Below are 25,507 nucleotides of genomic sequence, written 5' to 3'. Positions count from 1 at the left end.
ATCCTATTTATGAGATTGTCCGGCGTAAAGTTACGCCTGCAGTAGTGGATCTAAACCTTCGCGGTTATCGAGTGCGAATAAGTCGTCGCAGCCGCCAATGTGCAATGCATCAATAAAAATCTGAGGCACGGTGGTGCGACCGCTACGTTTTATCATTTCTTCGCGTTTCGCCGTGTCTCCATCGATGGGGATCTCCTGAAACGATACGCCTTTTTGCGTTAACAGCGCCTTCGCCCGATGGCAATAAGGACAGGTAGCCTTGGTATACATTTCAACATTTGCCATGATCAGCACCTCTGTGAGTTTATTTACCGCGAACTAATGGCAGATTTTCGCCGCTCCAGCCACTGATACCATCTTTCAGTACTGAAACCTGCTCAAAGCCAGCAGCGCTCAGATGCGCAGCAGAATCACCCGCGCTTTGTCCCGTTGCACACACCACAATTATGGGCTGCGCTTTATGCTTTGCCAGTTCGTCGATGTTGCCTTTTTTAATCTCAGCGGCTGCCACATTCAGCGCACCTGAAATATGCCCTCTGCGGAAATCGTCACGCGAACGCACGTCTACCACTACCGCGTCCTCTTTGTTAATCAGGCGGGTTGCTTCACCGCGGCTGATCGTTTTTACCTTAGAGAACATTCCTTTAACGGTAGTCACAATCACCAGAACGAGTAAAACGACCCATGCCAGACTCAGGATGGGGTGATTGCTTGCAAACTGCATAATTTCTTGCATGAGGGGTAACGACTCCAGACCGGGCTAATAAGCTAAAACAAGGGTTCTGAGTATACCTGCGCCACTTCGCATGTACAGATGCTATGCGGCCAGAGTATCGATTTGTGCGCCATTTTCCAAAAAAAGTGGCTGAATAGCAAAAATGGCGTAAGGCTTAATCCATGCCATTGCGAAAGTGGACATAACTGGAAAAGCAAATGCCAGTGGGGAGCACTGGTAAGCGGCGGTTCATCGTGGAATAATCATTGGCCTATGAAGGGAAAAACAACCGTTTCGCACACAAGGACCCGTCCCAACGGCGATAACCTGCCGTTGTTCATACACTTGTCCAGCCTCTCCCTTAGCCTGCTTTGTGCGGGGGCACTGTTATTGCCTGCTGTTGCCCGGAGTGCAGAAGACAGCAAATCTCAACTGCAGTCCATTCAGCAAAACATTGCTGAGAAAGAGAAAAGCGTCAAAGCGCAGAAGGTGCAGCGTAGCAAATTACTCGACCAGCTGCAGAGCCAGGAAAAAATCATTGCTCAGGCGAGTCGACAGCTACGTGACACACGCAATAGTCTTACCGCCCTGAATGACGAAATCAAACAACTCGCTTCTTCTATTACCCGTCTTGAAAAACAGCAAACTCGTCAGGAAAGCCTGCTTTCAGAGCAACTTGATGCGGCATTTCGCCAGGGTAAGCACAACGGTGTACAGCTCTTGATGGGCGGTGAAGAGAGCCAGCGCAGTGAGCGTATTCTGGCCTATTTCGGTTATCTGAATGCTGCCCGCCAGAAAAGTATCGAATCGCTGCAAAAGACACGTCAGGATTTAGATCAGCAACGCGCATCGCTGGAGCAGAAACAGCAGCAGCAGAAAGATTTGTTAGCGCAGCAGCAGGGCCAGCAGCAGAAGCTGCAACAGGCGAGCGAAGCGCGTAAAAAGACCCTGACGTCACTGGAAAGTGCGCTGGAAAAAGATCAGGCCGATCTGGTTGAGATGCGTCAAAACGAAAGCCGTCTGCAGGATAAAATCGCCCGTGCGGAACGCGAGGCGCGCGAGCGCGCAGCCCGTGAAGCGCGTGAGGCGGAAAAAGTGCGTCAGCGTCAGGCCCAGGCGAAAGCCAAAGGTTCCAGCTATCAGCCAACCCAGAGCGAACGCGAACTGGTGGCCCGCACCGGTGGACTGGGTCGCGCGGGCGGACAGGCCTTGTGGCCAGTACGCGGACGTATTGAACACCGCTTTGGTGAACAGCTGCAGGGTGAACTGCGCTGGAAAGGGCTGGTGATTGATGCGCGGGAAGGCACCGAGGTGAAAGCTATCGCTGACGGTCGTGTGCTGATGGCCGACTGGTTACAGGGCTATGGTCTGGTCGTGGTGCTGGAACACGGTAAAGGCGATATGAGTCTGTATGGCTACAACCAAAGTGCGTTGGTGAGCGTAGGTACGCAGGTGAAGGCAGGACAGCCTATCGCGCTGGTGGGCACCAGTGGTGGCCGCGGTACCCCGTCGCTCTATTTTGAAATCCGACGTCAGGGACAGGCCGTCAATCCACTTCCGTGGTTAGGAAAATAAGTTTTGCTGCAACGTCGAAAAATTCCCGTTCTGTTGAGCGCCCTGCTGTTCTCCTGCGCTGCGCAGGCGGGCAAACTGGCGATTGTCATCGATGATGTCGGTTATCGCCCCACCGAAGAGAACAAAGTCCTGCAGATGCCGCAGGCCATTTCAGTGGCGGTGTTGCCCAACGCGCCCCACGCCCGTGAAATGGCGACTAAAGCGCATCAGAGTGGTCACGAAGTCCTGATCCATCTGCCGATGGCACCCCTGAGCAAACAGCCGCTGGAAAAAGATACTTTAACGCCGGAGATGAGCAGCGAAGAGGTCTCACGCATCATGCGCAATGCGGTTAACAACGTGCCTTATGCTGTGGGACTTAACAACCATATGGGCAGCAGAATGACCTCAAGCCTGCCCGGCATGCAGAAAGTGATGCAGGCGCTGAACCACTACAATCTCTACTTCCTGGATAGCATGACCATCGCCAATAGTCAGGCGATTCCTGCCGCGCAGGGTACCCAGGTCAAAGTGTTAAAACGTCGGGTATTCCTTGATGACAGCCAGGATATTAACGCCATCCGCCAGCAGTTCAGTCGGGCGGTGAAACTGGCACAGCGCAACGGTTACGCGATTGCCATTGGTCATCCTCACCCGACTACCGTACGGGTGCTGCAACAGATGTTACCCACGCTGCCAGCCGACATTACGCTGGTTCGTCCCAGCCAGTTGCTGAACGAATCACTCCATAGCGGCTCACAGACGCCTGTGGCTCCGCCAAAACCGGTACCTCCACGCTTCCAGCCTGCCGGTTTGTGTAAACCGAAACAGCCGCTGGCGCCGGTTCCGGCTACCAGAGCCTTAACGGTAATAGGCGAAAGCGTGAATAACAGCCCGCTGTTTAAGACGCTAAAGAATCTGTTCTGAATTTGCTATGAATGCTAAGTCGTCGGCTAAGCGTTCATTTATGTGCAGAAATTACTATAATCCTGGGTCGGGTTAGAACGGGCTGTGCGGGAGCAGTAATAGGGATGACGATTAATAAACAAAAAATCCTGCTGCTGGATAACGGCAGAGAGTGGGGCGGCGGCACCAACAGTATGCTGGAGCTGCTGAAACGTATCGATCGTCAAAAGTTTGATATCACCTGCTGCTTCTATCACAACTACAGCCGTGGCAACGACGAAACCATTGAGGCCACGCTGAATGCGCTGGCTATTCCGGTCTTTTTTATTCCACAAATCAAGCAGCCACGCTGGGCGAAACTGGTTAAAGAAGCCGCTAGGGCATTGCTGTTTTTCAATAAAAAGCTCAGGAAGCGTGCCATCGATGAGATTGATACCCACTGGCGCATTATACCCAACGCCAGCAAAATTAATTCACTGCTACAGCTGGGGAAGTTTGACACGCTCTACATGAATAACCAGCCGAGCACCAATGTGGAAGGGTATCTGGCGGCGCGCAGCCTGGAGGTTGCGGTGGTGCAACACTGCCGTATCGATCCGGTTCTGGAACCGCGGCTGGTCAACATAGTTAATCAGAACTGTCAGGCAGTCATTGCGGTGTCACAGGGTGTCAATAACACCCTGCGCACCCATGGTGTGGATGCGGAGCGCTGTTTTACCGTCAATAACGCTATCGATATTCATCAGTCCCTGCCCGACCGCCTTGAAGTCCGCCAGCGCTTTAAACTCTCTCCGTCGACCTTTGTGTTTGGCACGATCGGCTCGCTGATATTACGTAAATCTAATCACCATATTCTGCAGGCGCTGGGCCGCTTTAAACGTGCCAATCCCGATGCAGACTGGAAGATGGTGATTGTCGGGGCGGGTCCGGAGCTTCAGCATCTGCTGCAACTCGCCACCGCTGAGAACATCCAGCATCATGTGGTCTTTACGGGCTTTCAGAACAATGCGCTGGATTACCTCACCGCCTTTGATACCTTTATTCTTGCCTCTCGCAGTGAAGGCTTACCCAGAGTCGTGCTGGAAGCGATGCTGGTAAATACCGCCGTTGTAGGATCACGCGTAGTCGGCACTGCCGAATTGATCAGTCATGACGAAACCGGGCTGCTGTTTGACTATGGCAATGTAGTGCAGCTGACCCAAAACCTGACCGCGCTGTGGCAGGATGCGGATTTACGTCAACGCCTGATCAATGCGGCAGCGAAACGCGTACGTGAACAGTACGCTATTGAAACCTATATCAGCGGCGTCGAGAATATTCTGCAGAGCGTCGTTAAAAAGAAACCCCATGCTTAATTTTTTAAATCCCCGTTACCGCCATATCAGATCGCGCCATAACCTGCCTTATTCGCATCAGGGGGGTGAGGGGACCGTTCCGGTCACGTCGGTCGTGATCCCCTGCACTGGCGCTGACTATATTGAAGAAGCCCTGCTCAGTGCCGATTTTGCGGCGCGCTTTGCGACGGAGGCAGAAGAGATCGTGATTGTCAGCGATCAGCCCGCGCACGCCTTTGGCAGTCTGCCAGTGAAAACCCGCGTGGCAACCCTGGATGTGCCACACAGGGAAGAGAGCTATCGCTACAAGCAGATCTATCGCAGCCGGTTGATCAAATTGCAGGCGCCCCTGCAGGCAAAAGGCAACGGCATTCTGATGATCGATTCCGACCTCAATCTGCTTAAGATGCCTGAGATCATGATGAAGCCAGGCCATCTCTACTCCAGCTTCCGTCAGGGTAAAATGATTGCCAAGCTGGAGGGTGCACCAGAAGCGGCGATTCCCGCTTACTATCAGCACAGCATTCGTCCCTACCTGACAGACCACGTTAATGGCGCTTACCTGGCTGCCACGCGTGAGGTCTGGCAGCGCATTTCGCCGCTGTGGCTGACGCTGTTTAATGACACCTGGAATTTGATGAACGACAGCCAGCCGCCGACTGACCAGCTGCCGCTCGCGGTGTTGCTGGACATGCTGGATATTAAAACCGTCAATCTGGGTGAATGGGCTAACTGGCCGGTCTCAAAGAAAATTGGCGGTCAGTCGGCGGTGATCCCGTCTGACGTGGTGGGCGCACATGGCGGATTCCCGCTGTCGGAATGGCAAAAATACCTTGCCGATCCGCAACAACCGCTGAACTTCAAAGGTCAGGACTACACGCGCAAAGTGCGCTACCTGACCGACGAAGAGAAGAAGCAAAGCTAATCACGCGGCCGCCCCGGCGGCCGTTAATTTAATCCCAGCTCAGTATCACTTTCCCCGAGCGTCCTGATCGCATCTCATCAAAGCCCTGCTGGAAATCGTCAATGCTATAGCGATGGGTGATTACCGGCGTTAAATCGAGGCCGGACTGAATCAGTGCCGCCATTTTGTACCAGGTTTCGAACATCTCACGGCCATAGATTCCCTTGATGAAAAGCCCTTTGAAGATCACCTGGTTCCAGTCGATCGCCATTTCACCCGGCGGGATGCCCAACAGTGCGATACGCCCACCGTGATTCATCACCTCCAGCAGGCTACGAAACGCAGGAGGCGCACCCGACATCTCCAGCCCGACATCAAATCCCTCCGTCATGCCCAGTGAATGCATCACTTCCCGCAGATTTTCATTCGCCACATTGACCGCGCGCGTGACACCCATTTTTCGTGCCAGTGCCAGCCGGTACTCATTGATGTCCGTGATCACGACGTTGCGCGCACCGACGTGACGACAGACCGCGGCGGCCATGATTCCGATTGGACCTGCGCCGGAGATCAGCACATCTTCGCCGACCAGATCGAACGAGAGTGCGGTATGCACCGCATTGCCGAACGGATCAAAGATTGCCGCCAGCTCATCGGAGATGTTGTCGGGAATTTTGAACGCATTAAAGGCCGGGATAACCAGATACTCCGCGAAACAGCCCTGGCGGTTGACGCCCACGCCCATCGTGTTGCGGCATAAATGCGTGCGCCCGGCACGGCAGTTGCGGCAGTGCCCGCAGGTGATATGTCCCTCGCCCGAGACCCGATCGCCAATCGTAAAGCCTTTCACTTCCTGCCCTGTCGCAACCACCTCACCCACATATTCATGACCGACAATCATCGGCACCGGAATGGTTTTTCGCGACCAGTCATCCCAGTTGTAAATATGGACATCGGTGCCACAGATGGCGGTTTTACGAATTTTAATCAACAAATCGTTGTGACCTGGCTCTGGAACCGGCGCATCGGTCACCATCCAGATGCCCTCTTCCTTCTTCAGTTTGGCGAGTGCTTTCATGACGGACTCCTCAGGCGATGACGCCCAGTTGTTTGCCGATGCGGGTAAAAGCCGTCACCGCACGTTCCAGCTGTTGCTGGGTGTGCGCCGCGGAGATTTGGGTGCGAATGCGTGCCTGACCTTTTGGCACCACCGGATAGAAGAAGCCGGTCACGTAAATACCTTCCTGTTGCAGCAGGCGGGCAAACTCCTGAGCAACACTGGCTTCACCCAGCATCACCGGAATAATGGCGTGATCGGCACCGGCCAGCGTAAAGCCCGCCGCCGTCATCTGCTCCCGAAAGTAGCGGGCATTGTCCCACAGACGCTGACGCAGCCCGTCACCTTCGCTGAGCAGATCCAACACCCGCAGCGAGGCGGCCACAATGGCCGGGGCCAGCGAATTAGAGAACAGATAGGGACGGGAACGCTGACGCAACCACTCCACCACTTCGGCCTTTGCTGCGGTGTAGCCACCGGATGCGCCGCCGAGCGCTTTACCCAGCGTGCCGGTAATGATGTCGACCCGGCCCATAACATCGCAGTATTCATGAGTTCCACGTCCGGCGTTTCCGACAAAGCCCACCGCATGGGAATCATCCACCATCACCAGCGCGGAGAACTCATCGGCGAGGTCGCATATGGCGGACAGATTCGCAATCACCCCATCCATGGAAAAGACGCCATCGGTGGCAATCAGAATATGGCGAGCGCCTTTATAGCGCGCTTCCTGCAGGCAGGCCCGCAGCGCCGCCATATCGTTGTTGGCGTAGCGATAACGCTGCGCTTTGCACAGCCGGACGCCGTCGATAATGGATGCATGATTCAGCGCATCCGAGATGACCGCATCCTGTGCGTCAAGCAGGGTTTCAAACAGGCCCCCGTTGGCATCGAAACAGGAGGAGTAAAGAATGGCATCCTCCATGCCGAGAAACTCTGCCAGACGCTTTTCCAGCTGCTTATGGCTATCCTGCGTGCCGCAAATAAAACGCACCGACGCCATGCCAAAACCATGAGAATCCATACCCTCTTTCGCCGCCTGAATCAGCGCCGGATGGTTCGCCAGACCTAAATAGTTATTGGCGCAGAAGTTTATCACTGCCGGATCGCTGCCAACCGCGATTTCCGTCTGCTGGGCAGAAGTGATGATTCGTTCCTGTTTAAACAGTCCTTCCTGACGTGCATCATCAAGTTGCTGACGAAGCTGTTGATAAAATTGCGCAGGCATCATTGTTCTCCTCAGATGGCAAAAATCTGGCATATCTTACTGAACAGGTCACTTCTTCACGATAAATCGCCCAACAGAATGTCATTTTTGCAGCATAGTTCACGCCGCGATGATGTACGCACAAAGTGTTACAGAGTCATCTGGCTGTCTGCACCCTGATGAAATGTTATGATGTGAGGTATTCGTGTGTGAAACCTCCTGTTTCACCCCACAACGTTGAAGGTAACAACATGATTATCGTAACTGGCGGCGCAGGAATGATTGGCAGCAACATCGTCAAAGCGCTGAACGATCGCGGTCACACCGACATTCTGGTGGTGGATAATCTGAAAGATGGCACCAAGTTTGCCAATTTAGTCGACCTGGATATCGTCGATTACATGGATAAAGAAGAGTTCCTGATGAGCGTGATGGCGGGCGATGATTTAGGCCCGATCGAAGCGATATTCCATCAGGGCGCCTGCTCATCCACCACCGAGTGGGATGGCAAGTACATGATGGAGAACAACTATCAGTACTCCAAAGAGTTGCTGCACTTCTGTCTTGAGCGCGAGATCCCGTTCCTCTACGCCTCTTCTGCAGCGACCTACGGCGGACGCAACGAGAATTTCATTGAAGAGCGCCAGTATGAGCAGCCGCTGAATGTTTATGGTTACTCCAAAATGCTGTTCGACCACTATGTCCGCCAGATGCTGCCGGAAGCGAATTCGCCGGTGTGCGGCTTCCGCTATTTCAATGTATACGGACCGCGTGAAGGCCATAAAGGCAGCATGGCAAGTGTGGCTTTCCATCTGAACACGCAGATCAGCAACGATGAAAATCCAAAACTGTTTGAAGGCAGTGACGGCTTTAAGCGTGATTTCATCCACGTGGATGATGTGGCTGAAGTGAACCTGTGGTGCTGGGAAAATGGTGTCTCCGGGATTTACAACTGTGGCACAGGCCGCGCCGAATCCTTCCAGGAAGTGGCTGATGCGGTACTCAGATTTCATCAGAAAGGTCAGATTGAGTACATCCCGTTCCCGGAAAAACTCAAAGGACGCTATCAGGCTTATACCCAGGCCGATCTCACGAAGCTGCGTGCCGCTGGCTACGACAAGCCATTTAAAACAGTGGCCCAGGGCGTTGCTGAATATATGGTCTGGCTGAACCGCAACGCATAAAGGAAGCTGCTCCGGCGATGAAAATTCTGGTAATCGGCCCGTCGTGGGTCGGCGATATGATGATGTCGCAAAGTCTCTATCGCACACTCAAGGCCGAACATCCGGATGCAGTGATTGACGTGATGGCTCCTGCGTGGTGCCGTCCGTTGCTGTCACGCATGCCGGAGGTGAATCAGGCGCTGGCGATGCCGCTCGGGCATGGCGCACTGGGCATTGGTGAGCGTCGCCGACTGGGAAAAATGCTACGCGCCAGTCATTACGACCGTGCTTATGTGCTGCCTAACTCTTTTAAGTCGGCGCTGGTCCCCTTCTTCGCTGGAATAAAACGCCGCGTCGGCTGGCGCGGTGAAATGCGTTATGGCCTGCTGAACGATTTGCGGGTGCTGGATAAAGCCGCATTTCCGCTGATGGTTGAGCGCTATGTTGCGCTGGGTTACGACATACCTGTTGCCTCGGCGGCGCAGCTGCCACAGCCGCTGTTGTGGCCAAAATTGCAGGTTGAAGAGCAGGAAAAGATTGAGACGGCTGCACAGTTTCAGCTCGCGGCGACCCGTCCGATCATCGGTTTTTGTCCGGGCGCAGAATTTGGCCCGGCCAAACGCTGGCCGCACTATCACTACGCCACGCTGGCCCACCAGCTGATTGCTGACGGCTTCCAGATCGTGCTGTTCGGCTCCGCCAAAGACCGCCCGACCGGCGAAGAGATTATCGCTGCGCTGCCTGACGAGGCGCGTGGCCATTGCCGTAATCTGGCGGGTGAAACCCAGCTGGAACAGGCGGTAATTCTGCTGGCGCAATGCCGTGCTGTGGTCAGCAATGACTCCGGCCTGATGCATATCGCCGCGGCACTGGATCGTCCACTGGTCGCGCTCTATGGCCCCAGCAGCCCTGACTTCACGCCGCCGCTGGCACGTCAGGCGCGCATTATTCGCCTGATTACCGGCTATCACAAAGTGCGCAAAGGCGATGCCGAACAGGGCTATCACCAGAGCCTGATCGATATCCAGCCTGCGCGCGTACATCAGACGCTGAGCGAACTGCTCGCGCCACAGGAGGTGCCATGCACGTCCTGATTGTTAAAACCTCCTCCATGGGCGATGTTCTGCATTCCCTTCCTGCTCTGACAGATGCGATGCATGCCATTCCCGGCATCCGCTTCGACTGGGTGGTGGAAGAGAATTTTGCGCAGATCCCAGGCTGGCATCCTGCCGTCGACAAAGTGTTACCGGTTGCGATTCGCCGCTGGCGCAAACACTGGTTTGGCAGTCAGCAGCGTGAAGAGCGCGTGCAGTTTAAGCGCGAGTTACAGTCACGTGAGTATGATGTCGTGATTGATGCGCAGGGACTGATCAAAAGTGCCGCACTGGTCACCCGTTTATCGAAAGGGGTGAAGCATGGCCAGGACAGTCGCAGCGCGCGTGAGCCGTTTGCCAGCTGGTGGTATGACGTCCGCCATGAGGTCAGTAAGCGACAGCACGCGGTTGAACGGACGCGCGAACTGTTTGCCAAAAGCCTGGGCTATGAAAAGCCGCAACACCAGGGTGACTACGCAATTGCGGGACACTTCCTGCATCATCTGCCCGCTGACGCACAGCATTACCTGGTCTTCCTGCATGCCACGACCCGTGATAACAAGCACTGGCCGGAATCGCACTGGCGACAGCTGATTGAACAGATGCAGCCGAGCGGTCTGCGAGTGAAACTGCCCTGGGGTGCTGAACACGAGCATCAACGCGCACTGCGCCTTGCAGAAGGTTTTGAGCATGTTGAGGTGCTGCCTAAGCTGACGCTTGAAGCGATAGCCCAACAGCTGGCGGGCGCCCGGGCAGTGGTCTCCGTCGATACCGGATTAAGCCATCTGACGGCGGCGCTGGATCGCCCCAATCTCACGCTGTATGGCCCGACCGATCCCGGCCTGATTGGCGGGTACGGTCAGAACCAACAGGCACTGAGCGCCCCGAATCATAATCTGGCGGAGCTGACTGCTGACACGGTAGCAGAAAAACTGCAGGCCGTTATTACGGAAAACACGCCATGAACTATGTGCTGATCTACCTGCTACTGCTGCCTGTCCGGGCCATAATGCGGCTGTTCTATCGGCCAACCGGACGCAGCTTAATCATCCAGACGGCGAAGATTGGTGATTTTATCAATATCACCCCGATGCTGCGCGCCCTGGGTCAGTCTGAGCTGTTGATCAGCAAAGCGGTAGAGCCGCTGGCGCGTCACGATGACACGGTCTGCCGTTATTTTCTGATTGAAGACGCAAAGCGCAGCTTTTTTGCCAAACTGAAGCTCGCGTTCACCCTGATGAACCGCTATGACAATGTCTATCTGGTGCAGCCAAACAGCGTAAACCTGTTCTTTGCCGCGTTATGCAACGCACCGAACAAACAGTTTCTGCGTACCTATGTGCGTAAGTCTTACCATAAGACCTTCTATCGCAGCGCCACCGGCATTGTCGACCATGCGAAGACAGACTTAACGCTCGACAGTTACCTGAAGCTGATTAACCGCAACTATCGCTACACCGATTTCCCTAAACACGCGACCTCGCCGCTCTGGCAGCCGTCCGTGCCGCCCGCCGCGCTACAGAATCCGCGCAGCGGCATTAAAATAGGCATCAGTATTTCTGCCGGTAACAAAGCAAAGACGATTCCTGCCAGCATCTGGCAGCAGCTGATGGCGTCGCTGTCTGACCTGCCCTGCACTTTTTATGTGTTTGGTCCGCCAGCCGAGCAGCCGTGGCTGGATGAGTTACTGAGCCTGACCGGCCCGAAAGAGAATATCGTCAGTCTGATTGGTGAGCTAAAACTGGAAGAGGTTCCGTGGGCCATTTCGCAGATGGATTTTTATATCTCCTCTGACTCTGGCAATGCCTATATTGCGGATGCGCAGCAGATCCCGATCATCATGCTTTATGGGCCGTGTGAAGTCAGGGAGCAGCGTCCAGTCAATAATGTTTTGTTTATCGGACCGGATGATATTGCTGCGTCGACGTTCGTTTTTGCCACCCGTTTTAAGTTTGATCAGCCTGCTGAAAAATTATTCGGGCTGGATCACGATAAACTGACTAGAATACAAACGTTTATTACTCATAATCTGGAATAGTGAAGCGTAATGGCAATTACCCCTCTTGCTGATGCCGTTCAGCAAAGTCAGCTGCTGGTTAACACGCTTGCTGACACGGATGACAATCCGGTTCACGTTGCGTTTGGCATTAACCACGCCTACGCGCGTGGCCTGGGCATTACGTTGTTTTCACTTCTCAGCCATCATCCCGATACGGCTTTCCACGCTCATATTTTCTCAGACTCGCTACATGATGAGGATATGGAAAAACTGCGTTCGCTGGCCTCAGGTCATCGTCTGGCCATCACGCTGCATATCTTTAACAGTGACTGGGTTGATCAGTTGCCTGCGGTCGGACGCTACCCTAAAAGTATCCACTACCGTTTCCTTATTCCTGGAACCGTGGCGAGCTACAGCGATCGGGTAATCTATATTGATGCAGATACCCTGGTAGTAGGTGATTACTCTCCCCTGTTCACCCTGGATATCACGGATTACACGCTGGCCGCCTGTAATGACACGCCACGTGCGCGACAGAACCAGTGCACACGGCTGGGGCTGAAGCATCATCACTATTTCAACTCCGGCTTTATGCTGATCAATATTCCACGCTGGCTCGAAAGGCAGACCACCGCGCGCATTACCGAGGTGCTGGTGTCGCGGGGCGCAGAATTTGGTTTTCCCGATCAGGATGCGCTGAATATCGTGCTGGAAGATGAGATCCTGATCCTGCCGGACCGTTATAACCAGATTTACGACATCATCGCTAATAAAGTCTGGGATCACTCGGGCGTGCCTGAAGAGACGGTGATGATCCACTACACCGGTAAATGCAAACCCTGGCATGCATGGGCGGGCAGCGACCTTGCCCAGCGCTACCACAGCTATTACCAGCGCTCACCCTGGGCTGCACAACCCCTTGATACGCCAAAGCATTATAAAGAGATGAAGCGATTCGCTCGCGTAAAATGGCATCAGAAACAGTATGCTGAAAGCCTGAGCTGGATGATGAAGTATGTCAGTCTCAAGTTTTTTAAACAGAGCGAGCAATAGCGCATACAGGTTTATCAGATTGATGCAGGCGCTGTTATTGCAGTGCCTGACTTTCCCGTCATTTATCCCGCCTGCTGTTTGCCAATACCGCTATAAAAACGACGCTGACAGAAAGCCAACATACTAATCTGTTTACCTGCGCGACCAATTTGCATAAAAAAAGCGCATATAGCGCATTATTATTGTCGGGCGTGGTTTTTAGTAAAGCAGGGAAGCTACACCGTTTTATAATCATGAACTCCCCGATTTCATTCTGCTGATTTGGAAATGATTTATGACAAGGCAACGTCCTTTCGCAGTGAATACAACGCTGGTGCAGATATTGTCATGAGTACTTCTCCTCTGCTGAGTATTATTACCCCGATGTACAACGCGGGCAGCATGTTTGATGAGTTCATGCACTCACTGCTGGCGCAGACACTGACCGCGCTGGAAATCATTATTGTCGATGATGGTTCCACCGACGGCTCAGGCGAGCGTGCCGACCAGTATGCACAGCAGCATTCTCATATTCGCGTGGTTCATCAGGAAAATGGCGGTGTTTCGCGCGCGCGTAATGCGGGTCTGGCGATAGCTCGCGGGAAATATGTCACCTTTCCTGACGCAGATGACACAATGCAGCCCGATATGTATCAGACGCTCGTAACGCTGGCGGAAGCAGACAATCTGGATGCAGCACAGTGCAATGCTGAGTGGTTTTTCAAACATAGCCAGCGGGTAAAGCCGCTTATTCCCCTGGACCGTTTGCGCAGCACGCCGGTACTGAGCGGTGCCGACTGGCTCAATACCGCGTTGAAAACCCGTCGTTATATGCATGTGGTCTGGCTGGGTATCTATCGCCGGAAGCTGATTGAGCAGCATCAGCTGCAGTTCGAACCGGGCCTGCATCATCAGGATATTCCCTGGACCACCGAGTTTATGCTGCTGGCAAAACGTGTGCGTTATACCGAAGCGGTGCTCTATCGCTACTATATGCACGACGCCTCCATCAGCAACCGCAAACGCACCGGTGAGCGTAACGTTGAATATCAGCGTCATTACCTGAAGATTGCGCGGCTGCTGGAAGAGCTCAACAATCGTTATCGTGACCACGTGACGATCTACCCGTCATTTCACTATCAGGTGACCCATGAAGCGCTCAGCGTTTGTCACAGTGTGAGACGAGAGCCTGACGCCCGCTCACGCCAGGCAATCATTGCCGATCTGTTCGCGACCGGGACACACCTGCGCATGTTACGTAATGCCCGGGGAATTAAGCAGTGGTATCAGTTGCTGTTATGGCTGGCGCGGCTCTATCGCTGGCGTGATAAATAACCTTTGAGGCTGGCTTTATCCTAAAAAGGGTTTGCCCTACAATCGGTTCACTGAATTCTGAGAACTCTTGTTTATGGCCAGCCTGACTCCAGCAAACTTCTCTCCAAAAAATATATTACTGATAAAGCTGCGCCATCATGGTGACATGCTGCTCACAACGCCGGCCATCAATGCGCTTCATGAGCGTTATCCTCAGGCCAGCATTGACGTGTTGCTCTATAAGGAGACGCGTCCGATGCTGGAGGCGCATCCGGCTATCCGCCATTTGCACGTCATCGACCGCAAATGGAAGCAGGAGGGCACCTGGCGCAAATTGGGCCATGAGCGTGCATTAATTCGTGCCGTGCGTGACGCCGATTATGATCTGGTGATTAATCTGGCCGATCAGTGGCGTGCGGCTTTGATTACCCGGCTCTCTGCGGCACCCGTTCGTATCGGCTTCGCTTTTAAAAAACGTGATAATGTTCTGTGGCGCTGGTGTCACAACGACCTGGTCCCCACACACAATCACAGCAAACTGCATACCGTTGAGCAGAATATGTCGGCGCTGGCGCCCCTCGGCATCAGCAGCGACGGCGCTCGCGTTTCAATGCACTACAGCGATGCTGACCGGCAAACTGTACTGACAAGACTGGCGGAACATCATGTCACCGCACCCTATATCGTGGTGCAGCCGACCTCACGCTGGGGCTTCAAATGCTGGGAAGAAGAGAGCGTTGCCGCCACACTCGATCAGCTGGCGCAGCCTGGCCGCAAAGTGGTGCTCACCGCCGGGCCGGACAAGCAGGAGCTGGCGATGATTAACCGCATTCGGGCGCTCTGTGCATCAAAGGATGTGGTTTCTCTGGCGGGCCAGTTTACTCTGCCGCAGCTGGCAGCGCTGATCGATCACGCCCGGCTGTTTATAGGTGTCGACTCTGCGCCGATGCACATGGCTGCCGCGCTTGAAACGCCCTGCATTGCGCTGTTTGGCCCGACCAAGCTTCAGCACTGGCGGCCCTGGGGTGACAATAATCATGTCATCTGGGCAGGCGATTATGGCCCACTGCCCTCACCCGACTCCATCGATACTAAAACTGACCAGCGTTATCTCTCGGCCATTCCGGTGAAGGATGTGGTCGCGGCAGCGAGGACCTACCTGAATGAGTAAGCTACGGCTGGCGATTGTCCGTCAGAAATATCGTCCGGATGGCGGTGCCGAGCGTTTTATCTCACGCGCGCTGGAAGCGCTGGGCACCGAACAGCTCGATCTCAATATCATTACCCGTAGCTGGCAGGGCACGCCTAATCCGGACTGGCATCTGCATATCTGCAATCCGGCAAAGCTGGGCCGGATATCCCGTGAGCGCGGCTTTGCCCGCGCAGCCCGCGCCTGCTGGGAACGAGAAAAGTTCGATATTGTGCAAAGCCATGAGCGCATCGCAGGCTGTGACATTTTCCGCGCCGGTGATGGGGTGCATCGCGTCTGGCTGGAACAGCGCGCCCGCATCGTCTCATCCTGGCAACGGTTGAGTGCGGCGCTCAGTCCTTACCATCGCTATGTGCTGCAGGCGGAAGCGGAGATGTTTAACTCTCCGACGCTAAAAGCGGTGATCTGTAATTCGGAGATGGTAAAGCGGGATATCCTGCGCTGTTTCTCGCTCGACGCCGGTAAAATCCATGTTATTCATAACGCTATCGACGCCAGCCGTTTTCAGCCCGCCACGGAAGCGGCTCGTCGCGCTACCCGTCAGCAACTGGAACTGCCCGATGCCGCTACCGTACTGATTTATGTCGGCTCCGGCTTTGAACGTAAGGGACTGAAAGCGGCAATCCAGGCGCTGGCCGCCAGCGATCGTTATCTGATCGTGGTAGGTCAGGATAAGCAATTACAGCGTTATCAGCAGTTGGCAAACCAGCTTAACTGTCTGGATCGCCTGCGCTTTATCGGCGTACAACAGGACGTGCAGCCGTACTATCACGCGGCGGACGGCCTGCTGCTGCCCACGCTCTACGATCCATTCCCGAATGTGGTGCTGGAGGCGATGGCCTGCGGCTTACCGGTGATTACCAGCACCGGTTGCGGTGGCGCAGAATTTATTACCGCTGGTCAGGAAGGCTTCGTTTGTGATGCTTTGGATATCAATGGGTTAAATAAGGCCATTAACGCAATACCGGCACTTTCCCTGGATTCACGAATGGGTGAGGCGGCACGGCGCAAAATTGAACCTTACAGCCCACAACGACTGGCGCTGTCACTGACCTCGCTTTATCAGCAGGTACTGAATAGCAACTGACAATGTGGGATGAGTGCATGCAGGGTTTCTGATAACATGCCGTCATCTGATTTTAATCTGTTTTTAGACGCGAACCTGCTGTAACGGTAACTATGACGACCATTTACACCGCATTGCTCTACTTAATTCAGCCACTGATTTGGCTGCGCCTGTGGCTGCGCGGTCGTAAAGCGCCTGCCTATCGCAAGCGCTGGGCAGAACGCTATGGCTATTGTGTCGGCAAAGTGAAGCCCGACGGCATTGTGCTCCATTCGGTCTCTGTGGGTGAAACCCTGGCCGCTATTCCGCTGGTGCGGGCGCTGCGTCACCGTTACCCGACCCTGCCGATTACCGTGACGACTATGACGCCGACCGGCTCTGAACGCGCGCAGTCTGCTTTTGGCAAAGATGTGCATCACGTTTATCTGCCTTATGACCTGCCGGGTTCGATTAATCGTTTTCTGGATACGGTCAACCCACGGCTGGTAATCATCATGGAAACCGAGCTATGGCCGAACATTATCCGCATCCTGCACCAGCGCAATATTCCGCTGGTGATCGCCAATGCCCGCCTTTCGGCGCGATCCGCTAAAGGCTACCGCAAGCTCGGTAAATTCATGCGCCAGTTGTTGCAGAGCATCACGCTGATTGCGGCGCAGAATGCAGAAGATGGTGACCGCTTCCTGAGTCTGGGCCTTAAACGTTCACAACTGACAGTCACCGGCAGCCTGAAATTTGATATTTCCGTCACGCCAGAACTGGCCGCCAGAGCGGTGACACTGCGTCGCCAGTGGGCGCCGCGCCGTCCGGTGTGGATCGCTACCAGCACGCACGAAGGCGAAGAGGCTATAGTGCTGGATGCCCATCGCCGCCTGTTGCAGACGTTTCCGGATCTGCTGCTGATTCTTGTTCCCCGCCATCCCGAGCGCTTCAACGATGCCCGCGAACTGACGCAGGCACGAGGATTTAGTTTTATCCTGCGCAGCAGCGGCGAGATCCCTTCTGGCTCAACGCAGGTGGTCATTGGTGATTCGATGGGGGAACTGATGCTGCTTTATGGCATTGCCGATCTGGCGTTTGTCGGTGGCAGCCTGGTTGAACGGGGTGGACACAACCCGCTTGAACCTGCCGCCCATGCACTTCCGGTTCTGATGGGACCCCATATCTGGAATTTCAAAGATATCTGCAGCAAATTGCAGGAAGGTCAGGGACTGATCACCGTTACCGACGTGATTTCGCTGGAAAAAGAGGTCACCAATCTGTTGCAGGATGATGATTACCGCCGTTATTACGGACGCCATGCGGTGGACGTGCTGCATCAGAATCAGGGTGCACTCCAGCGTCTGCTACAGTTACTCGAACCGCATCTGCCACCCCGGACCCACTAATGTCAGCACGCCAACGTCTTTCCGTGGTGATGATCGCCAAAAATGAAGCGGAACTGCTGCCTGATTGCCTGGCTTCGGTTAGCTGGGCCGATGAAATTATCATGCTGGATTCTGGCAGCAGTGACGACAGCGTTAACCTTGCCACAGAGGCGGGAGCAAAGGTCTACCTCAATGATGACTGGCAGGGCTATGGCATTCAGCGCCAGCGCGCGCAGGACTATGCCACCGGCGACATGATTCTGATGATCGATGCGGATGAGCGTGTTTCACCCGAATTGCGAGCCGCGATTGAGCAGGTACTGATTGCCCCACCCAGCCGCACGGTTTATAGCCTGGGCCGAAGTAATCTGTTTCTCGGTCGCTTCATGCGCCACAGTGGCTGGTATCCCGACCGCGTAATGCGTCTCTATCCTCGCACCTTCCACTACAATGACAATCTGGTGCATGAATCACTGCAGAGTGACGGCGCGCCGGTAGTGGCATTGCCTGGCGACCTGCAACATCTGACCTGCCGCGATTTGACTGCCTTTCAGCGCAAGCAACTGGCCTATGCTGAAGCCTGGGCCACGGAGCGCCATCAGCGCGGTAAGCGTTGCAGCCTGTTTTCTGTGTTCAGCCATACGCTGGGGGCGTTTATGAAAACGCTGTTGCTGCGTGCCGGTTTTCTCGACGGCAGTCAGGGCTGGATTCTGGCGGTGGTCAACGCGCAATATACCTTCAATAAATATTCAGCCCTCTGGGCGCTGAATCATGCTTCGGCAAAAGGGCGAGTATGACCACGAAAGCCATCTATCCCGGTACGTTTGATCCTGTCACCCTTGGCCATCTCGACATCGTGACGCGGGCAGCGCAAATGTTTGATCAGGTGATCCTGGCCGTTGCCGCCAGTCCGGGTAAAAAACCGATGTTCAGCCTGGATGAGCGCGTGGCGCTTGCCGGTCAGGTTGTTGCCCATCTACCCAACGTTGAGGTGGTCGGCTTCAGCGACCTGATGGCGAATTTTGCCCGCGACCAGCAGGCGAATGTGCTGGTCCGTGGCTTGCGTGCGGTGTCAGATTTTGAATATGAAATGCAGCTGGCGCAGATGAACCGTCATCTGCTGCCGACGCTGGAGAGTGTTTTCCTGATGCCGTCTGAAGGCTTCTCGTTTATCTCCTCTTCACTGGTCAAAGAGGTGGCGCGTCACGGCGGCGATGTCAGCGCCTTCCTGCCCGCGCCGGTTCATCAGGCACTGCTGGCTAAACTGGCTTAGTGCTGGCAGTTCGGGCACCAGAAGGTGCTGCGCTGCCCATGCCTGCCGCTGACAATCGGCGTACCGCATGCCCGGCAGGGTTCGCCTGCCCGGCCATAAACCTGCAACTGCTGTGCAAAATAGCCTGGCTTACCGTCGGTCTGCAGGAAGTCACGCAGCGTGGTCCCGCCCTGCTCAATCGAACGTAACAACACTGCTTTGATGGTGTTGACCAGCAGCTCTGCTTCAGCCTGTGACAGGCTGCCAGCAGCACGATCGGGAATGATCCCGGCGGTAAACAGTGACTCGCTGGCGTAAATGTTACCCACACCCACCACCACTTTGTTATCCATCAGCCACTGTTTGATGAGCGTCCGCTTGCCGCGTGACTTATCGAACAGGTAAGCCCCGTCAAACGCCTCGCTAAGCGGCTCCGGCCCGAGATGTGCCAGCACGCTGCTGCCCGCCAGATCGCGACTCCAGAGCCAGGCACCAAAGCGGCGCGGATCGGTGTAGCGCAGCACTTTGCCGTTGCTCATCACCAAATCAACATGGTCATGTTTTGCCGCTGGCAGCTCTTCTGACAGCACGCGCAGGCTGCCCGACATACCAAGGTGGATTATGATCCAGCCATGAGGCAGCTCCAGCAGCAGATATTTCGCCCGGCGCTGCACGCTGAGAACCGGCTGATCGCTCAGCGCCAGGATCTCCTGCGAAACAGGCCAGCGCAGACGTGAATTACGCACCACGGCGTGAAGGATGGTTTCACCGACCAAATGCGGTTCGATACCGCGGCGGCTGGTTTCAACCTCTGGCAACTCTGGCATACCCTCTCCTCAGCGTTTTACACAAACAAAAAACCCGGCCGGAGCCGGGTTTTTAGCAGAACACTAAAATTACTTAATTTTAGCTTCTTTGTAGAGCACATGCTGACGTACAACCGGATCGAACTTTTTCAGTTCCAGCTTCTCTGGTTTAGTACGTTTGTTCTTCGTGGTGGTATAGAAGTGACCTGTACCAGCAGAGGAAACCAGCTTGATCTTCTCACGAATACCTTTAGCCATGATTCAGTTCCTTAGTACCTTAGTACTTCTCACCACGGGCACGCATATCGGCTAACACCGTATCAATGCCCTTTTTATCAATAATACGCATACCTTTAACAGATACACGCAGAGTAACGAAGCGCTTCTCGCTCTCAACCCAAAAACGGTGTGAGTGCAGGTTCGGAAGGAAACGGCGTTTCGTCGCGTTCATTGCGTGGGAACGGTTGTTACCCGTCACCGGACGCTTTCCAGTTACCTGGCAGACTCGTGACATGTCAATATCTCCAAAAATCAAATCAGCTCGAGCTTTAAAAATTAGGTTTGGGCCGCCTCGTCAGGCTTGCAGCCCGCCAGGCGAATTCCATGGAACCCGCTAAGCTGGCCTAACCGCCAAACCCGAGATTCTCAAAGGTGGCGTAGTATACGCCGCTCAGCCCAAGTGCTCAAGTCCCGAACAGATAAAGATCCCGAATGATCGGGCAAAAAGCCGCCACCTGGCGTGAAATTTCCCGGTATCAGAGCCATCCACGCTCCGCAAAGGAGACATATTCGCCGTGACCTATCACCAGATGATCGAGCAAACGGATGTCGAGTAGCTGGCAGGCTTCGCTGACTTTATGCGTCACTTCACGGTCTGCCCTGCTGGGTTCGGCCATACCCGACGGGTGATTATGCGCCAGTATCAGGGCGGCCGCGTTGAGCTTCAGCGCTTCACGGACGATCTCGCGGGGGTGCACTTCCACGCTGTTAATGGAGCCCGAGAACATATTTTGTGCCCGCAGGACCCGATGCTGGTTATCCAGAAACAGGGCCATAAAGATCTCACGCTCCTGATGGGCTAACAGACTTTGCAGATACTGACGCGTGATTTGTGGATTCTCCATTGCGCTTTCGCGGGCCAGCTTGCTGGCGAAAAAGCGCTTCGCCAGTTCGGCAATTGCGTGAAGTTGCGCCAGCTTGGCATCGCCGACGCCTTTGATTTTACTGAGTGCTGCTTTGTCTGACGTCATGAGCTGATAAAGCGAGCCAAAACCCTCCAGCATCTGCCCGGCCAGCTCAAGGACATTTTGCCCGGGCGATCCGGTACGGAGAAAAATGGCCAGCAGTTCAGTATCGCTGAGCGAATGGGCACCCAGCGTCTGAAGTTTTTCCCGTGGTCCCTTAACTTTCATGTTCGCTCTCCCTGAGATGAGCCTCAGAATGGCCTATCCTGGAGAACGCGGCTATTAGTGGAGCTGCAATCTACGAGGCGGCTCGCAAACGCAGTCGCTGAAAAGGCGCATCCGTACTTTTGTGATAAAGTCCGTGCATTCGCCGCCGCGAGCGGCAGAGAGCTTAGTGAGGCCAACATCATGATGGGATTAGCCGGCAAAAGAATTCTTCTTGGCGTAAGCGGCGGTATCGCCGCTTATAAAGCACCTGAGCTGGTACGCCGCCTGCGCGATCGCGGGGCAGATGTGCGCGTAATGATGACAGAGGGCGCCAAAGCGTTTATTACCCCGCTCAGCCTGCAGGCCGTCTCCGGCTATCCGGTTTTTGACGATCTCCTTGATCCCGCTGCGGAAGCAGCGATGGGTCATATTGAACTGGCAAAATGGGCCGATCTGATTGTGCTGGCACCCGCCACTGCCGACCTGATTGCCCGTGTTACTGCCGGTATGGCAAATGATCTGGTGACGACCGCTGTGTTAGCGACGGCTTCACCCGTCGCGGTGGTGCCTGCCATGAATCAGCAGATGTATCGCGCGGCGGTGACCCAGCAAAACCTTCAGACGCTCCACGAGCGAGGCGTGCTGATTTGGGGACCGGACAGCGGCAGCCAGGCCTGTGGTGACGTCGGGCCGGGTCGGATGCTTGACCCGCTGGCGATTGTTGACCATGCGGTGCAGTGGGCCTCGCCCGTCAACGATCTGCAACATCTCAATATTATGATTACCGCCGGCCCGACCCGAGAGGCACTGGATCCGGTGCGCTACATCACGAATCACAGCTCCGGTAAAATGGGCTTTGCTATTGCCGCAGCCGCGGCCAGCCGCGGCGCACAGGTGACGCTGGTCAGCGGCCCGGTCACCCTGGCTGCACCTGCCGGTGTGCGGCGCATTGATGTTACCAGCGCGCTGGAGATGCAGGCCGCTGTGATGAGTGAGATAGATAAACAACATATTTTCATTGCAAGCGCAGCCGTGGCAGACTACCGGGCAGCCGATATTGCGGCCGATAAAATCAAGAAACAGGGCGGTGATGATAACGTCACGCTGCACCTGGTAAAGAATCCCGATATTGTTGCCGGCGTGGCTGCTCTTCACGAAAACCGGCCATTCGTCGTTGGATTTGCTGCTGAAACACAGAATGTGGAAGAATACGCCCGGCAAAAACGTGTGCGCAAAAATCTGGACCTGATCTGCGCTAACGACGTCGCTAAGGCCGGTCAGGGATTTAATAGCGACACCAATGCTCTTCACCTTTTTTGGCAGGATGGAGAAAAACGCTTACCGCTCAGCGATAAGTCTCTCCTTGGCCAACAATTAATAGACGAGATTGTCAGCCGTTATGATGAAAAAAATAGACGTTAAGATTCTGGATGCGCGCGTCGGCAAAGAGTTTCCACTGCCGACCTACGCCACTTCAGGTTCCGCTGGGTTAGATTTACGCGCCTGTATTGATGATGTTCTCAACATCGAACCAGGCACCACGACACTGGTTCCGACCGGCCTGGCGATTCATATCGCCGACCCCGATCTGGCCGCTGTCATCCTGCCGCGCTCAGGCCTTGGCCACAAGCATGGCATCGTGCTGGGCAACCTGGTGGGTCTGATTGATTCGGACTATCAGGGACAGCTCATGGTATCGGTCTGGAATCGTGGCCAGGAAAGCTTCTCACTGCAGCCCGGCGATCGCATGGCACAACTGGTGTTTGTACCGGTAGTCCAGGCGGAATTTAACCTGGTCGAAGATTTCGACGCCAGCCAGCGCGGCGAAGGCGGCTTCGGCCACTCCGGCCGCCAGTAACCCGCATTACCGACTTTCACTTACGCCCGTTATTTTTCCTCATCGCCGCAGGACGCGTTCCTGTGGCAGATGCGTAGGTGTTGCCTGTTTTTAGGTGAATTTCAGGGGTCTTTAAGGTCATGGCAGAAAAAAAAGTCGCGAAGCGGAATCGTCGCGAAGAGATTTTGCAGGCGCTGGCGCAGATGCTGGAGTCGGGAGATGGTAGTCAGCGTATTACTACAGCCAAACTGGCAGCCACGGTGGGGGTTTCCGAAGCGGCGCTGTATCGTCATTTCCCCAGCAAGACACGAATGTTCGATAGCCTGATTGAGTTTATCGAAGACAGTCTGATTACCCGCATCAATCTGATCCTCAAGGATGAAAAAGAGACCATGACGCGTCTGCGTCTGATCGTGCAATTGATTCTGGGATTTGGTGAGCGTAATCCGGGACTGACGCGCATTCTGACCGGCCATGCGCTGATGTTTGAGCAGGACCGACTGCAGGGACGTATCAATCAACTGTTCGAGCGGATTGAAGTGCAACTGCGACAGGTCATGCGTGAACGGAAAATGCGAGAGGGCGAAGCCTTTCAGGCTGATGAGGCGTTACTGGCAAGTCAGCTGCTGGCGTTCTGTGAAGGCTTATTGTCGCGGTATGTCCGTTCTGAGTTTCGTTTTAGTCCTACCGCAGACTTTGAGGCTCGCTGGCCGCTGATTGCCGCACAGCTGGCGTAAAGAGTCAGAGAAGGCGGGCATCGCGCCCGCCTCTGTTAAATCCCGTATGCTTTCTGATAAGCACGGACCTGGGCCAGATGATCGGCCATCTCCGGCTTCTCTTCCAGCCAGGCGATCAGGTCTGCCAGTGTGATAATCGCGGTTACTTTACAGCCGTAATCACGTTCCACTTCCTGAATCGCCGACATTTCTCCGCGTCCTCGCTCCTGACGATCAAGCGAAACCAGCACGCCAGCCAGGGTAGCGTTGTGCGCGCCGATAATATCCATCGACTCACGAATCGCTGTGCCGGCGGTGATCACATCGTCTACCAGCATCACTTTACCCTGCAGCGTGCTGCCCACCAGCAGACCGCCTTCACCGTGATCTTTGGCTTCTTTACGGTTGAAGCAGTAAGGCACATCGCGGTCATGATGATCCGCCAGCGCCACCGCTGTAGTGGTGGCAATCGGAATGCCTTTATAGGCCGGACCGAACAGCAGATCGAAATCCACAGCACCATCCACCAGCGCCTGCGCGTAGAAGCGTCCCAGCAGCGCTAAATCCCGTCCGCTGTTAAACAGACCGGCATTAAAGAAATAGGGGCTTTTACGCCCGGACTTCAAAGTGAACTCACCGAACTTCAGCACCTGTTTGTTCAGGGCGAATTCAATAAACTGACGCTGCCAGGCTTTCATTTCTCACTCCTCAAATAAAGAAAAGGCGACTCTGAGGTCGCCTGTTACATCAATTTTCCAGCGCTGCTTTCTGCGCCTGAATTAATTCCTCAATTCCGCCGCGTGCCAGCGCCAGTAACGTCAGCAATTCTTCATGACTGAACGGTTCGCCCTCGGCAGTGCCCTGCACCTCGATCATGCGGCCATCTTCCAGCATCACGACGTTCATGTCGGTTTCTGCGGCTGAGTCTTCAACGTACTCCAGATCGCATAACGCTTCGCCCCTGACGATGCCCACTGAAATCGCTGCGACCATGCCCTTCATCGGGTTTGCTTTCAGCTTGCCGCTGGCTACCAGTTTGTTCAGCGCATCAGCCAGTGCCACACAGGCGCCAGTGATTGATGCGGTACGGGTGCCGCCATCGGCCTGAATCACGTCACAGTCAAGCGTGATGGTAAATTCACCCAGGGCTTTCAGATCCACCGCGGCGCGCAGTGAACGGGCGATCAGACGCTGAATCTCGAGCGTTCGCCCGCCCTGCTTGCCTTTTGCGGCTTCACGCGCCATACGGCTGTGGGTCGAACGCGGCAGCATGCCATATTCGGCGGTAACCCAACCCTGGCCCTGGCCTTTAAGGAAACGCGGAACCCCTTCGTCTACGGAGGCAGTGCAAAGCACTTTCGTTTCGCCGAATTCCACCAGAACGGAACCCTCTGCGTGTTTGGTGTAATTGCGGGTCAATGTGACTGGACGCACCTGTTGTGCGCTACGGCCTGCTGGACGCATGGGTATTCTCCGGCTTGCTAATGATTGGCTGCGCATTATACGGACTTCCTTGCCCGCTGTCTCTTACGCAGGTCCGGCGCAGGCATCAGATGAAATTCCCTGCCAGCTGTGGCTAAATG

At 54.8% G+C, this 25,507-nt stretch carries 28 protein-coding genes; 18 read left to right on the top strand and 10 right to left on the bottom strand.

The features are described 5' to 3' along the window. Positions 1-30: 30 nt before the first annotated feature. On the bottom strand, positions 31-285 hold the full coding sequence (gene grxC, locus HZZ01_RS20270; RefSeq protein ID WP_179899238.1) for a glutaredoxin 3: 255 nt from the start codon (positions 283-285) through the stop codon (positions 31-33). Positions 286-304: 19 nt separating this feature from the next. After that, a complete protein-coding gene (locus HZZ01_RS20265) occupies positions 305-736 on the bottom strand; it encodes a rhodanese-like domain-containing protein (protein WP_109653815.1) in 432 nt (143 codons plus the stop codon). A 252-nt stretch (positions 737-988) separates the two neighbouring features. Here HZZ01_RS20265 and envC point away from each other — a divergent pair, with 252 nt between their 5' ends. The 4 genes from envC to HZZ01_RS20245 all read left to right on the top strand — a co-directional run bounded on the left by envC (position 989) and on the right by HZZ01_RS20245 (position 5,434). Next, entirely contained in the window at positions 989-2,290 is a 1,302-nt protein-coding gene (gene envC / locus HZZ01_RS20260) for a murein hydrolase activator EnvC (RefSeq protein ID WP_179899237.1), read from the top strand. A gap of 3 nt (positions 2,291-2,293) precedes the next feature. Next, positions 2,294-3,196, top strand: coding sequence for a divergent polysaccharide deacetylase family protein (locus HZZ01_RS20255; RefSeq protein WP_179899236.1), 903 nt, complete (start codon positions 2,294-2,296; stop codon positions 3,194-3,196). Between the two features lie 104 nt (positions 3,197-3,300). Further along, complete coding sequence (locus HZZ01_RS20250) at positions 3,301-4,530, top strand: glycosyltransferase (protein ID WP_179899235.1); 1,230 nt, start codon at positions 3,301-3,303, stop codon at positions 4,528-4,530. Further along, a complete protein-coding gene (locus HZZ01_RS20245) occupies positions 4,523-5,434 on the top strand; it encodes a hypothetical protein (protein ID WP_179899234.1) in 912 nt (303 codons plus the stop codon). The genes HZZ01_RS20250 and HZZ01_RS20245 overlap by 8 nt, the downstream gene beginning before the upstream one ends. A 28-nt stretch (positions 5,435-5,462) precedes the next feature. On the opposite strand, the gene tdh is transcribed toward HZZ01_RS20245, so the two are convergent. Both tdh and HZZ01_RS20235 read right to left on the bottom strand, forming a co-directional pair. Then, positions 5,463-6,491 carry an L-threonine 3-dehydrogenase gene (gene tdh / locus HZZ01_RS20240; RefSeq protein ID WP_179899233.1) on the bottom strand — a complete coding sequence of 343 codons (1,029 nt, stop codon included), beginning with the start codon at positions 6,489-6,491 and terminating at the stop codon, positions 5,463-5,465. A 10-nt stretch (positions 6,492-6,501) separates the two neighbouring features. After that, complete coding sequence (locus HZZ01_RS20235) at positions 6,502-7,698, bottom strand: glycine C-acetyltransferase (protein WP_179899273.1); 1,197 nt, start codon at positions 7,696-7,698, stop codon at positions 6,502-6,504. A gap of 230 nt (positions 7,699-7,928) precedes the next feature. On the opposite strand from HZZ01_RS20235, the gene rfaD reads away from it, so the two are divergent. From rfaD to coaD, 11 genes are all read left to right on the top strand, one after another. Then, complete coding sequence (gene rfaD, locus HZZ01_RS20230) at positions 7,929-8,861, top strand: ADP-glyceromanno-heptose 6-epimerase (protein ID WP_179899232.1); 933 nt, start codon at positions 7,929-7,931, stop codon at positions 8,859-8,861. Between the two features lie 17 nt (positions 8,862-8,878). Continuing rightward, positions 8,879-9,934, top strand: coding sequence for an ADP-heptose--LPS heptosyltransferase RfaF (gene rfaF / locus HZZ01_RS20225; protein ID WP_179899231.1), 1,056 nt, complete (start codon positions 8,879-8,881; stop codon positions 9,932-9,934). Continuing rightward, a complete protein-coding gene (rfaC, locus tag HZZ01_RS20220) occupies positions 9,922-10,899 on the top strand; it encodes a lipopolysaccharide heptosyltransferase RfaC (protein ID WP_179899230.1) in 978 nt (325 codons plus the stop codon). The genes rfaF and rfaC overlap by 13 nt, the downstream gene beginning before the upstream one ends. After that, on the top strand, positions 10,896-11,972 hold the full coding sequence (locus HZZ01_RS20215; protein ID WP_179899229.1) for a glycosyltransferase family 9 protein: 1,077 nt from the start codon (positions 10,896-10,898) through the stop codon (positions 11,970-11,972). Before rfaC ends, HZZ01_RS20215 begins: the two co-directional genes overlap by 4 nt. Before the next feature lie 9 nt (positions 11,973-11,981). Further along, a complete protein-coding gene (locus tag HZZ01_RS20210; protein WP_179899228.1) occupies positions 11,982-12,986 on the top strand; it encodes a glycosyltransferase family 8 protein in 1,005 nt (334 codons plus the stop codon). Between the two features lie 327 nt (positions 12,987-13,313). Further along, a complete protein-coding gene (locus HZZ01_RS20205; RefSeq protein ID WP_255434392.1) occupies positions 13,314-14,300 on the top strand; it encodes a glycosyltransferase in 987 nt (328 codons plus the stop codon). 73 nt (positions 14,301-14,373) lie between these two features. Further along, positions 14,374-15,450 (top strand): putative lipopolysaccharide heptosyltransferase III, encoded by a 1,077-nt coding sequence (rfaQ, locus tag HZZ01_RS20200; RefSeq protein WP_179899226.1) that lies wholly within the window; start codon positions 14,374-14,376, stop codon positions 15,448-15,450. Next, positions 15,443-16,576 (top strand): glycosyltransferase family 4 protein, encoded by a 1,134-nt coding sequence (locus HZZ01_RS20195; RefSeq protein ID WP_179899225.1) that lies wholly within the window; start codon positions 15,443-15,445, stop codon positions 16,574-16,576. The genes rfaQ and HZZ01_RS20195 overlap by 8 nt, the downstream gene beginning before the upstream one ends. A 92-nt stretch (positions 16,577-16,668) precedes the next feature. Next, positions 16,669-17,943 (top strand): lipid IV(A) 3-deoxy-D-manno-octulosonic acid transferase, encoded by a 1,275-nt coding sequence (waaA, locus tag HZZ01_RS20190; protein WP_179899224.1) that lies wholly within the window; start codon positions 16,669-16,671, stop codon positions 17,941-17,943. Continuing rightward, complete coding sequence (locus HZZ01_RS20185) at positions 17,943-18,719, top strand: glycosyltransferase family 2 protein (protein WP_179899223.1); 777 nt, start codon at positions 17,943-17,945, stop codon at positions 18,717-18,719. The genes waaA and HZZ01_RS20185 overlap by 1 nt, the downstream gene beginning before the upstream one ends. Continuing rightward, positions 18,716-19,195 (top strand): pantetheine-phosphate adenylyltransferase, encoded by a 480-nt coding sequence (gene coaD / locus HZZ01_RS20180; RefSeq protein WP_179899222.1) that lies wholly within the window; start codon positions 18,716-18,718, stop codon positions 19,193-19,195. The genes HZZ01_RS20185 and coaD overlap by 4 nt, the downstream gene beginning before the upstream one ends. Here coaD and mutM read toward each other — a convergent pair. The 4 genes from mutM to radC form a co-directional block, all read right to left on the bottom strand. Next, the gene (mutM, locus tag HZZ01_RS20175) at positions 19,192-20,001 is read right to left on the bottom strand and encodes a bifunctional DNA-formamidopyrimidine glycosylase/DNA-(apurinic or apyrimidinic site) lyase (RefSeq protein WP_179899221.1); all 810 of its coding nucleotides are present in this window, start codon (positions 19,999-20,001) and stop codon (positions 19,192-19,194) included. The two genes, coaD and mutM, sit on opposite strands and share 4 nt — an antisense overlap. A gap of 69 nt (positions 20,002-20,070) precedes the next feature. Further along, positions 20,071-20,238: a 50S ribosomal protein L33 gene (rpmG, locus tag HZZ01_RS20170; protein WP_003024094.1), complete on the bottom strand. Its 168-nt coding sequence runs from the start codon at positions 20,236-20,238 to the stop codon at positions 20,071-20,073. 19 nt (positions 20,239-20,257) lie between these two features. Next, the gene (rpmB, locus tag HZZ01_RS20165) at positions 20,258-20,494 is read right to left on the bottom strand and encodes a 50S ribosomal protein L28 (RefSeq protein ID WP_006121249.1); all 237 of its coding nucleotides are present in this window, start codon (positions 20,492-20,494) and stop codon (positions 20,258-20,260) included. Positions 20,495-20,735: 241 nt separating this feature from the next. Next, positions 20,736-21,392: a DNA repair protein RadC gene (gene radC / locus HZZ01_RS20160; protein WP_179899220.1), complete on the bottom strand. Its 657-nt coding sequence runs from the start codon at positions 21,390-21,392 to the stop codon at positions 20,736-20,738. Between the two features lie 180 nt (positions 21,393-21,572). Between radC and coaBC the strand changes: the two genes are divergently transcribed. From coaBC to slmA, 3 genes are all read left to right on the top strand, one after another. After that, positions 21,573-22,793 carry a bifunctional phosphopantothenoylcysteine decarboxylase/phosphopantothenate--cysteine ligase CoaBC gene (gene coaBC / locus HZZ01_RS20155; RefSeq protein WP_179899219.1) on the top strand — a complete coding sequence of 407 codons (1,221 nt, stop codon included), beginning with the start codon at positions 21,573-21,575 and terminating at the stop codon, positions 22,791-22,793. Then, entirely contained in the window at positions 22,771-23,229 is a 459-nt protein-coding gene (dut, locus tag HZZ01_RS20150; RefSeq protein WP_179899218.1) for a dUTP diphosphatase, read from the top strand. Before coaBC ends, dut begins: the two co-directional genes overlap by 23 nt. Before the next feature lie 119 nt (positions 23,230-23,348). Further along, positions 23,349-23,945 (top strand): nucleoid occlusion factor SlmA, encoded by a 597-nt coding sequence (gene slmA, locus HZZ01_RS20145; protein ID WP_010258372.1) that lies wholly within the window; start codon positions 23,349-23,351, stop codon positions 23,943-23,945. Positions 23,946-23,980: 35 nt separating this feature from the next. Here the strand turns inward: slmA and pyrE are convergent, their stop codons facing one another. Further along, positions 23,981-24,622, bottom strand: coding sequence for an orotate phosphoribosyltransferase (pyrE, locus tag HZZ01_RS20140; protein WP_179899217.1), 642 nt, complete (start codon positions 24,620-24,622; stop codon positions 23,981-23,983). A gap of 49 nt (positions 24,623-24,671) precedes the next feature. Then, the gene (gene rph, locus HZZ01_RS20135; protein WP_179899216.1) at positions 24,672-25,388 is read right to left on the bottom strand and encodes a ribonuclease PH; all 717 of its coding nucleotides are present in this window, start codon (positions 25,386-25,388) and stop codon (positions 24,672-24,674) included. Positions 25,389-25,507: the final 119 nt, after the last annotated feature.

It is taken from the genome of Pantoea sp. WMus005, assembly GCF_013415305.1.
In the GTDB taxonomy this organism is placed as follows: Bacteria; Pseudomonadota; Gammaproteobacteria; order Enterobacterales; family Enterobacteriaceae; genus Pantoea; species Pantoea rara.
This window is presented reverse-complemented; position numbering and strand designations above follow the sequence as displayed.

Bases quoted from the DNA above. Each gene is read 5' to 3' on its own strand.
- grxC (WP_179899238.1), bottom strand. From the start codon at position 285: ATGGCAAATGTTGAAATGTATACCAAGGCTACCTGTCCTTATTGCCAT.
- HZZ01_RS20265 (WP_109653815.1), bottom strand. From the start codon at position 736: ATGCAAGAAATTATGCAGTTTGCAAGCAATCACCCCATCCTGAGTCTG.
- envC (WP_179899237.1), top strand. From the start codon at position 989: ATGAAGGGAAAAACAACCGTTTCGCACACAAGGACCCGTCCCAACGGC.
- HZZ01_RS20250 (WP_179899235.1), top strand. From the start codon at position 3,301: ATGACGATTAATAAACAAAAAATCCTGCTGCTGGATAACGGCAGAGAG.
- HZZ01_RS20245 (WP_179899234.1), top strand. From the start codon at position 4,523: ATGCTTAATTTTTTAAATCCCCGTTACCGCCATATCAGATCGCGCCAT.
- tdh (WP_179899233.1), bottom strand. From the start codon at position 6,491: ATGAAAGCACTCGCCAAACTGAAGAAGGAAGAGGGCATCTGGATGGTG.
- HZZ01_RS20235 (WP_179899273.1), bottom strand. From the start codon at position 7,698: ATGCCTGCGCAATTTTATCAACAGCTTCGTCAGCAACTTGATGATGCA.
- rfaD (WP_179899232.1), top strand. From the start codon at position 7,929: ATGATTATCGTAACTGGCGGCGCAGGAATGATTGGCAGCAACATCGTC.
- rfaF (WP_179899231.1), top strand. From the start codon at position 8,879: ATGAAAATTCTGGTAATCGGCCCGTCGTGGGTCGGCGATATGATGATG.
- rfaC (WP_179899230.1), top strand. From the start codon at position 9,922: ATGCACGTCCTGATTGTTAAAACCTCCTCCATGGGCGATGTTCTGCAT.
- HZZ01_RS20215 (WP_179899229.1), top strand. From the start codon at position 10,896: ATGAACTATGTGCTGATCTACCTGCTACTGCTGCCTGTCCGGGCCATA.
- HZZ01_RS20210 (WP_179899228.1), top strand. From the start codon at position 11,982: ATGGCAATTACCCCTCTTGCTGATGCCGTTCAGCAAAGTCAGCTGCTG.
- HZZ01_RS20205 (WP_255434392.1), top strand. From the start codon at position 13,314: ATGAGTACTTCTCCTCTGCTGAGTATTATTACCCCGATGTACAACGCG.
- rfaQ (WP_179899226.1), top strand. From the start codon at position 14,374: ATGGCCAGCCTGACTCCAGCAAACTTCTCTCCAAAAAATATATTACTG.
- HZZ01_RS20195 (WP_179899225.1), top strand. From the start codon at position 15,443: ATGAGTAAGCTACGGCTGGCGATTGTCCGTCAGAAATATCGTCCGGAT.
- waaA (WP_179899224.1), top strand. From the start codon at position 16,669: ATGACGACCATTTACACCGCATTGCTCTACTTAATTCAGCCACTGATT.
- HZZ01_RS20185 (WP_179899223.1), top strand. From the start codon at position 17,943: ATGTCAGCACGCCAACGTCTTTCCGTGGTGATGATCGCCAAAAATGAA.
- coaD (WP_179899222.1), top strand. From the start codon at position 18,716: ATGACCACGAAAGCCATCTATCCCGGTACGTTTGATCCTGTCACCCTT.
- mutM (WP_179899221.1), bottom strand. From the start codon at position 20,001: ATGCCAGAGTTGCCAGAGGTTGAAACCAGCCGCCGCGGTATCGAACCG.
- rpmG (WP_003024094.1), bottom strand. From the start codon at position 20,238: ATGGCTAAAGGTATTCGTGAGAAGATCAAGCTGGTTTCCTCTGCTGGT.
- rpmB (WP_006121249.1), bottom strand. From the start codon at position 20,494: ATGTCACGAGTCTGCCAGGTAACTGGAAAGCGTCCGGTGACGGGTAAC.
- radC (WP_179899220.1), bottom strand. From the start codon at position 21,392: ATGAAAGTTAAGGGACCACGGGAAAAACTTCAGACGCTGGGTGCCCAT.
- coaBC (WP_179899219.1), top strand. From the start codon at position 21,573: ATGATGGGATTAGCCGGCAAAAGAATTCTTCTTGGCGTAAGCGGCGGT.
- dut (WP_179899218.1), top strand. From the start codon at position 22,771: ATGATGAAAAAAATAGACGTTAAGATTCTGGATGCGCGCGTCGGCAAA.
- slmA (WP_010258372.1), top strand. From the start codon at position 23,349: ATGGCAGAAAAAAAAGTCGCGAAGCGGAATCGTCGCGAAGAGATTTTG.
- pyrE (WP_179899217.1), bottom strand. From the start codon at position 24,622: ATGAAAGCCTGGCAGCGTCAGTTTATTGAATTCGCCCTGAACAAACAG.
- rph (WP_179899216.1), bottom strand. From the start codon at position 25,388: ATGCGTCCAGCAGGCCGTAGCGCACAACAGGTGCGTCCAGTCACATTG.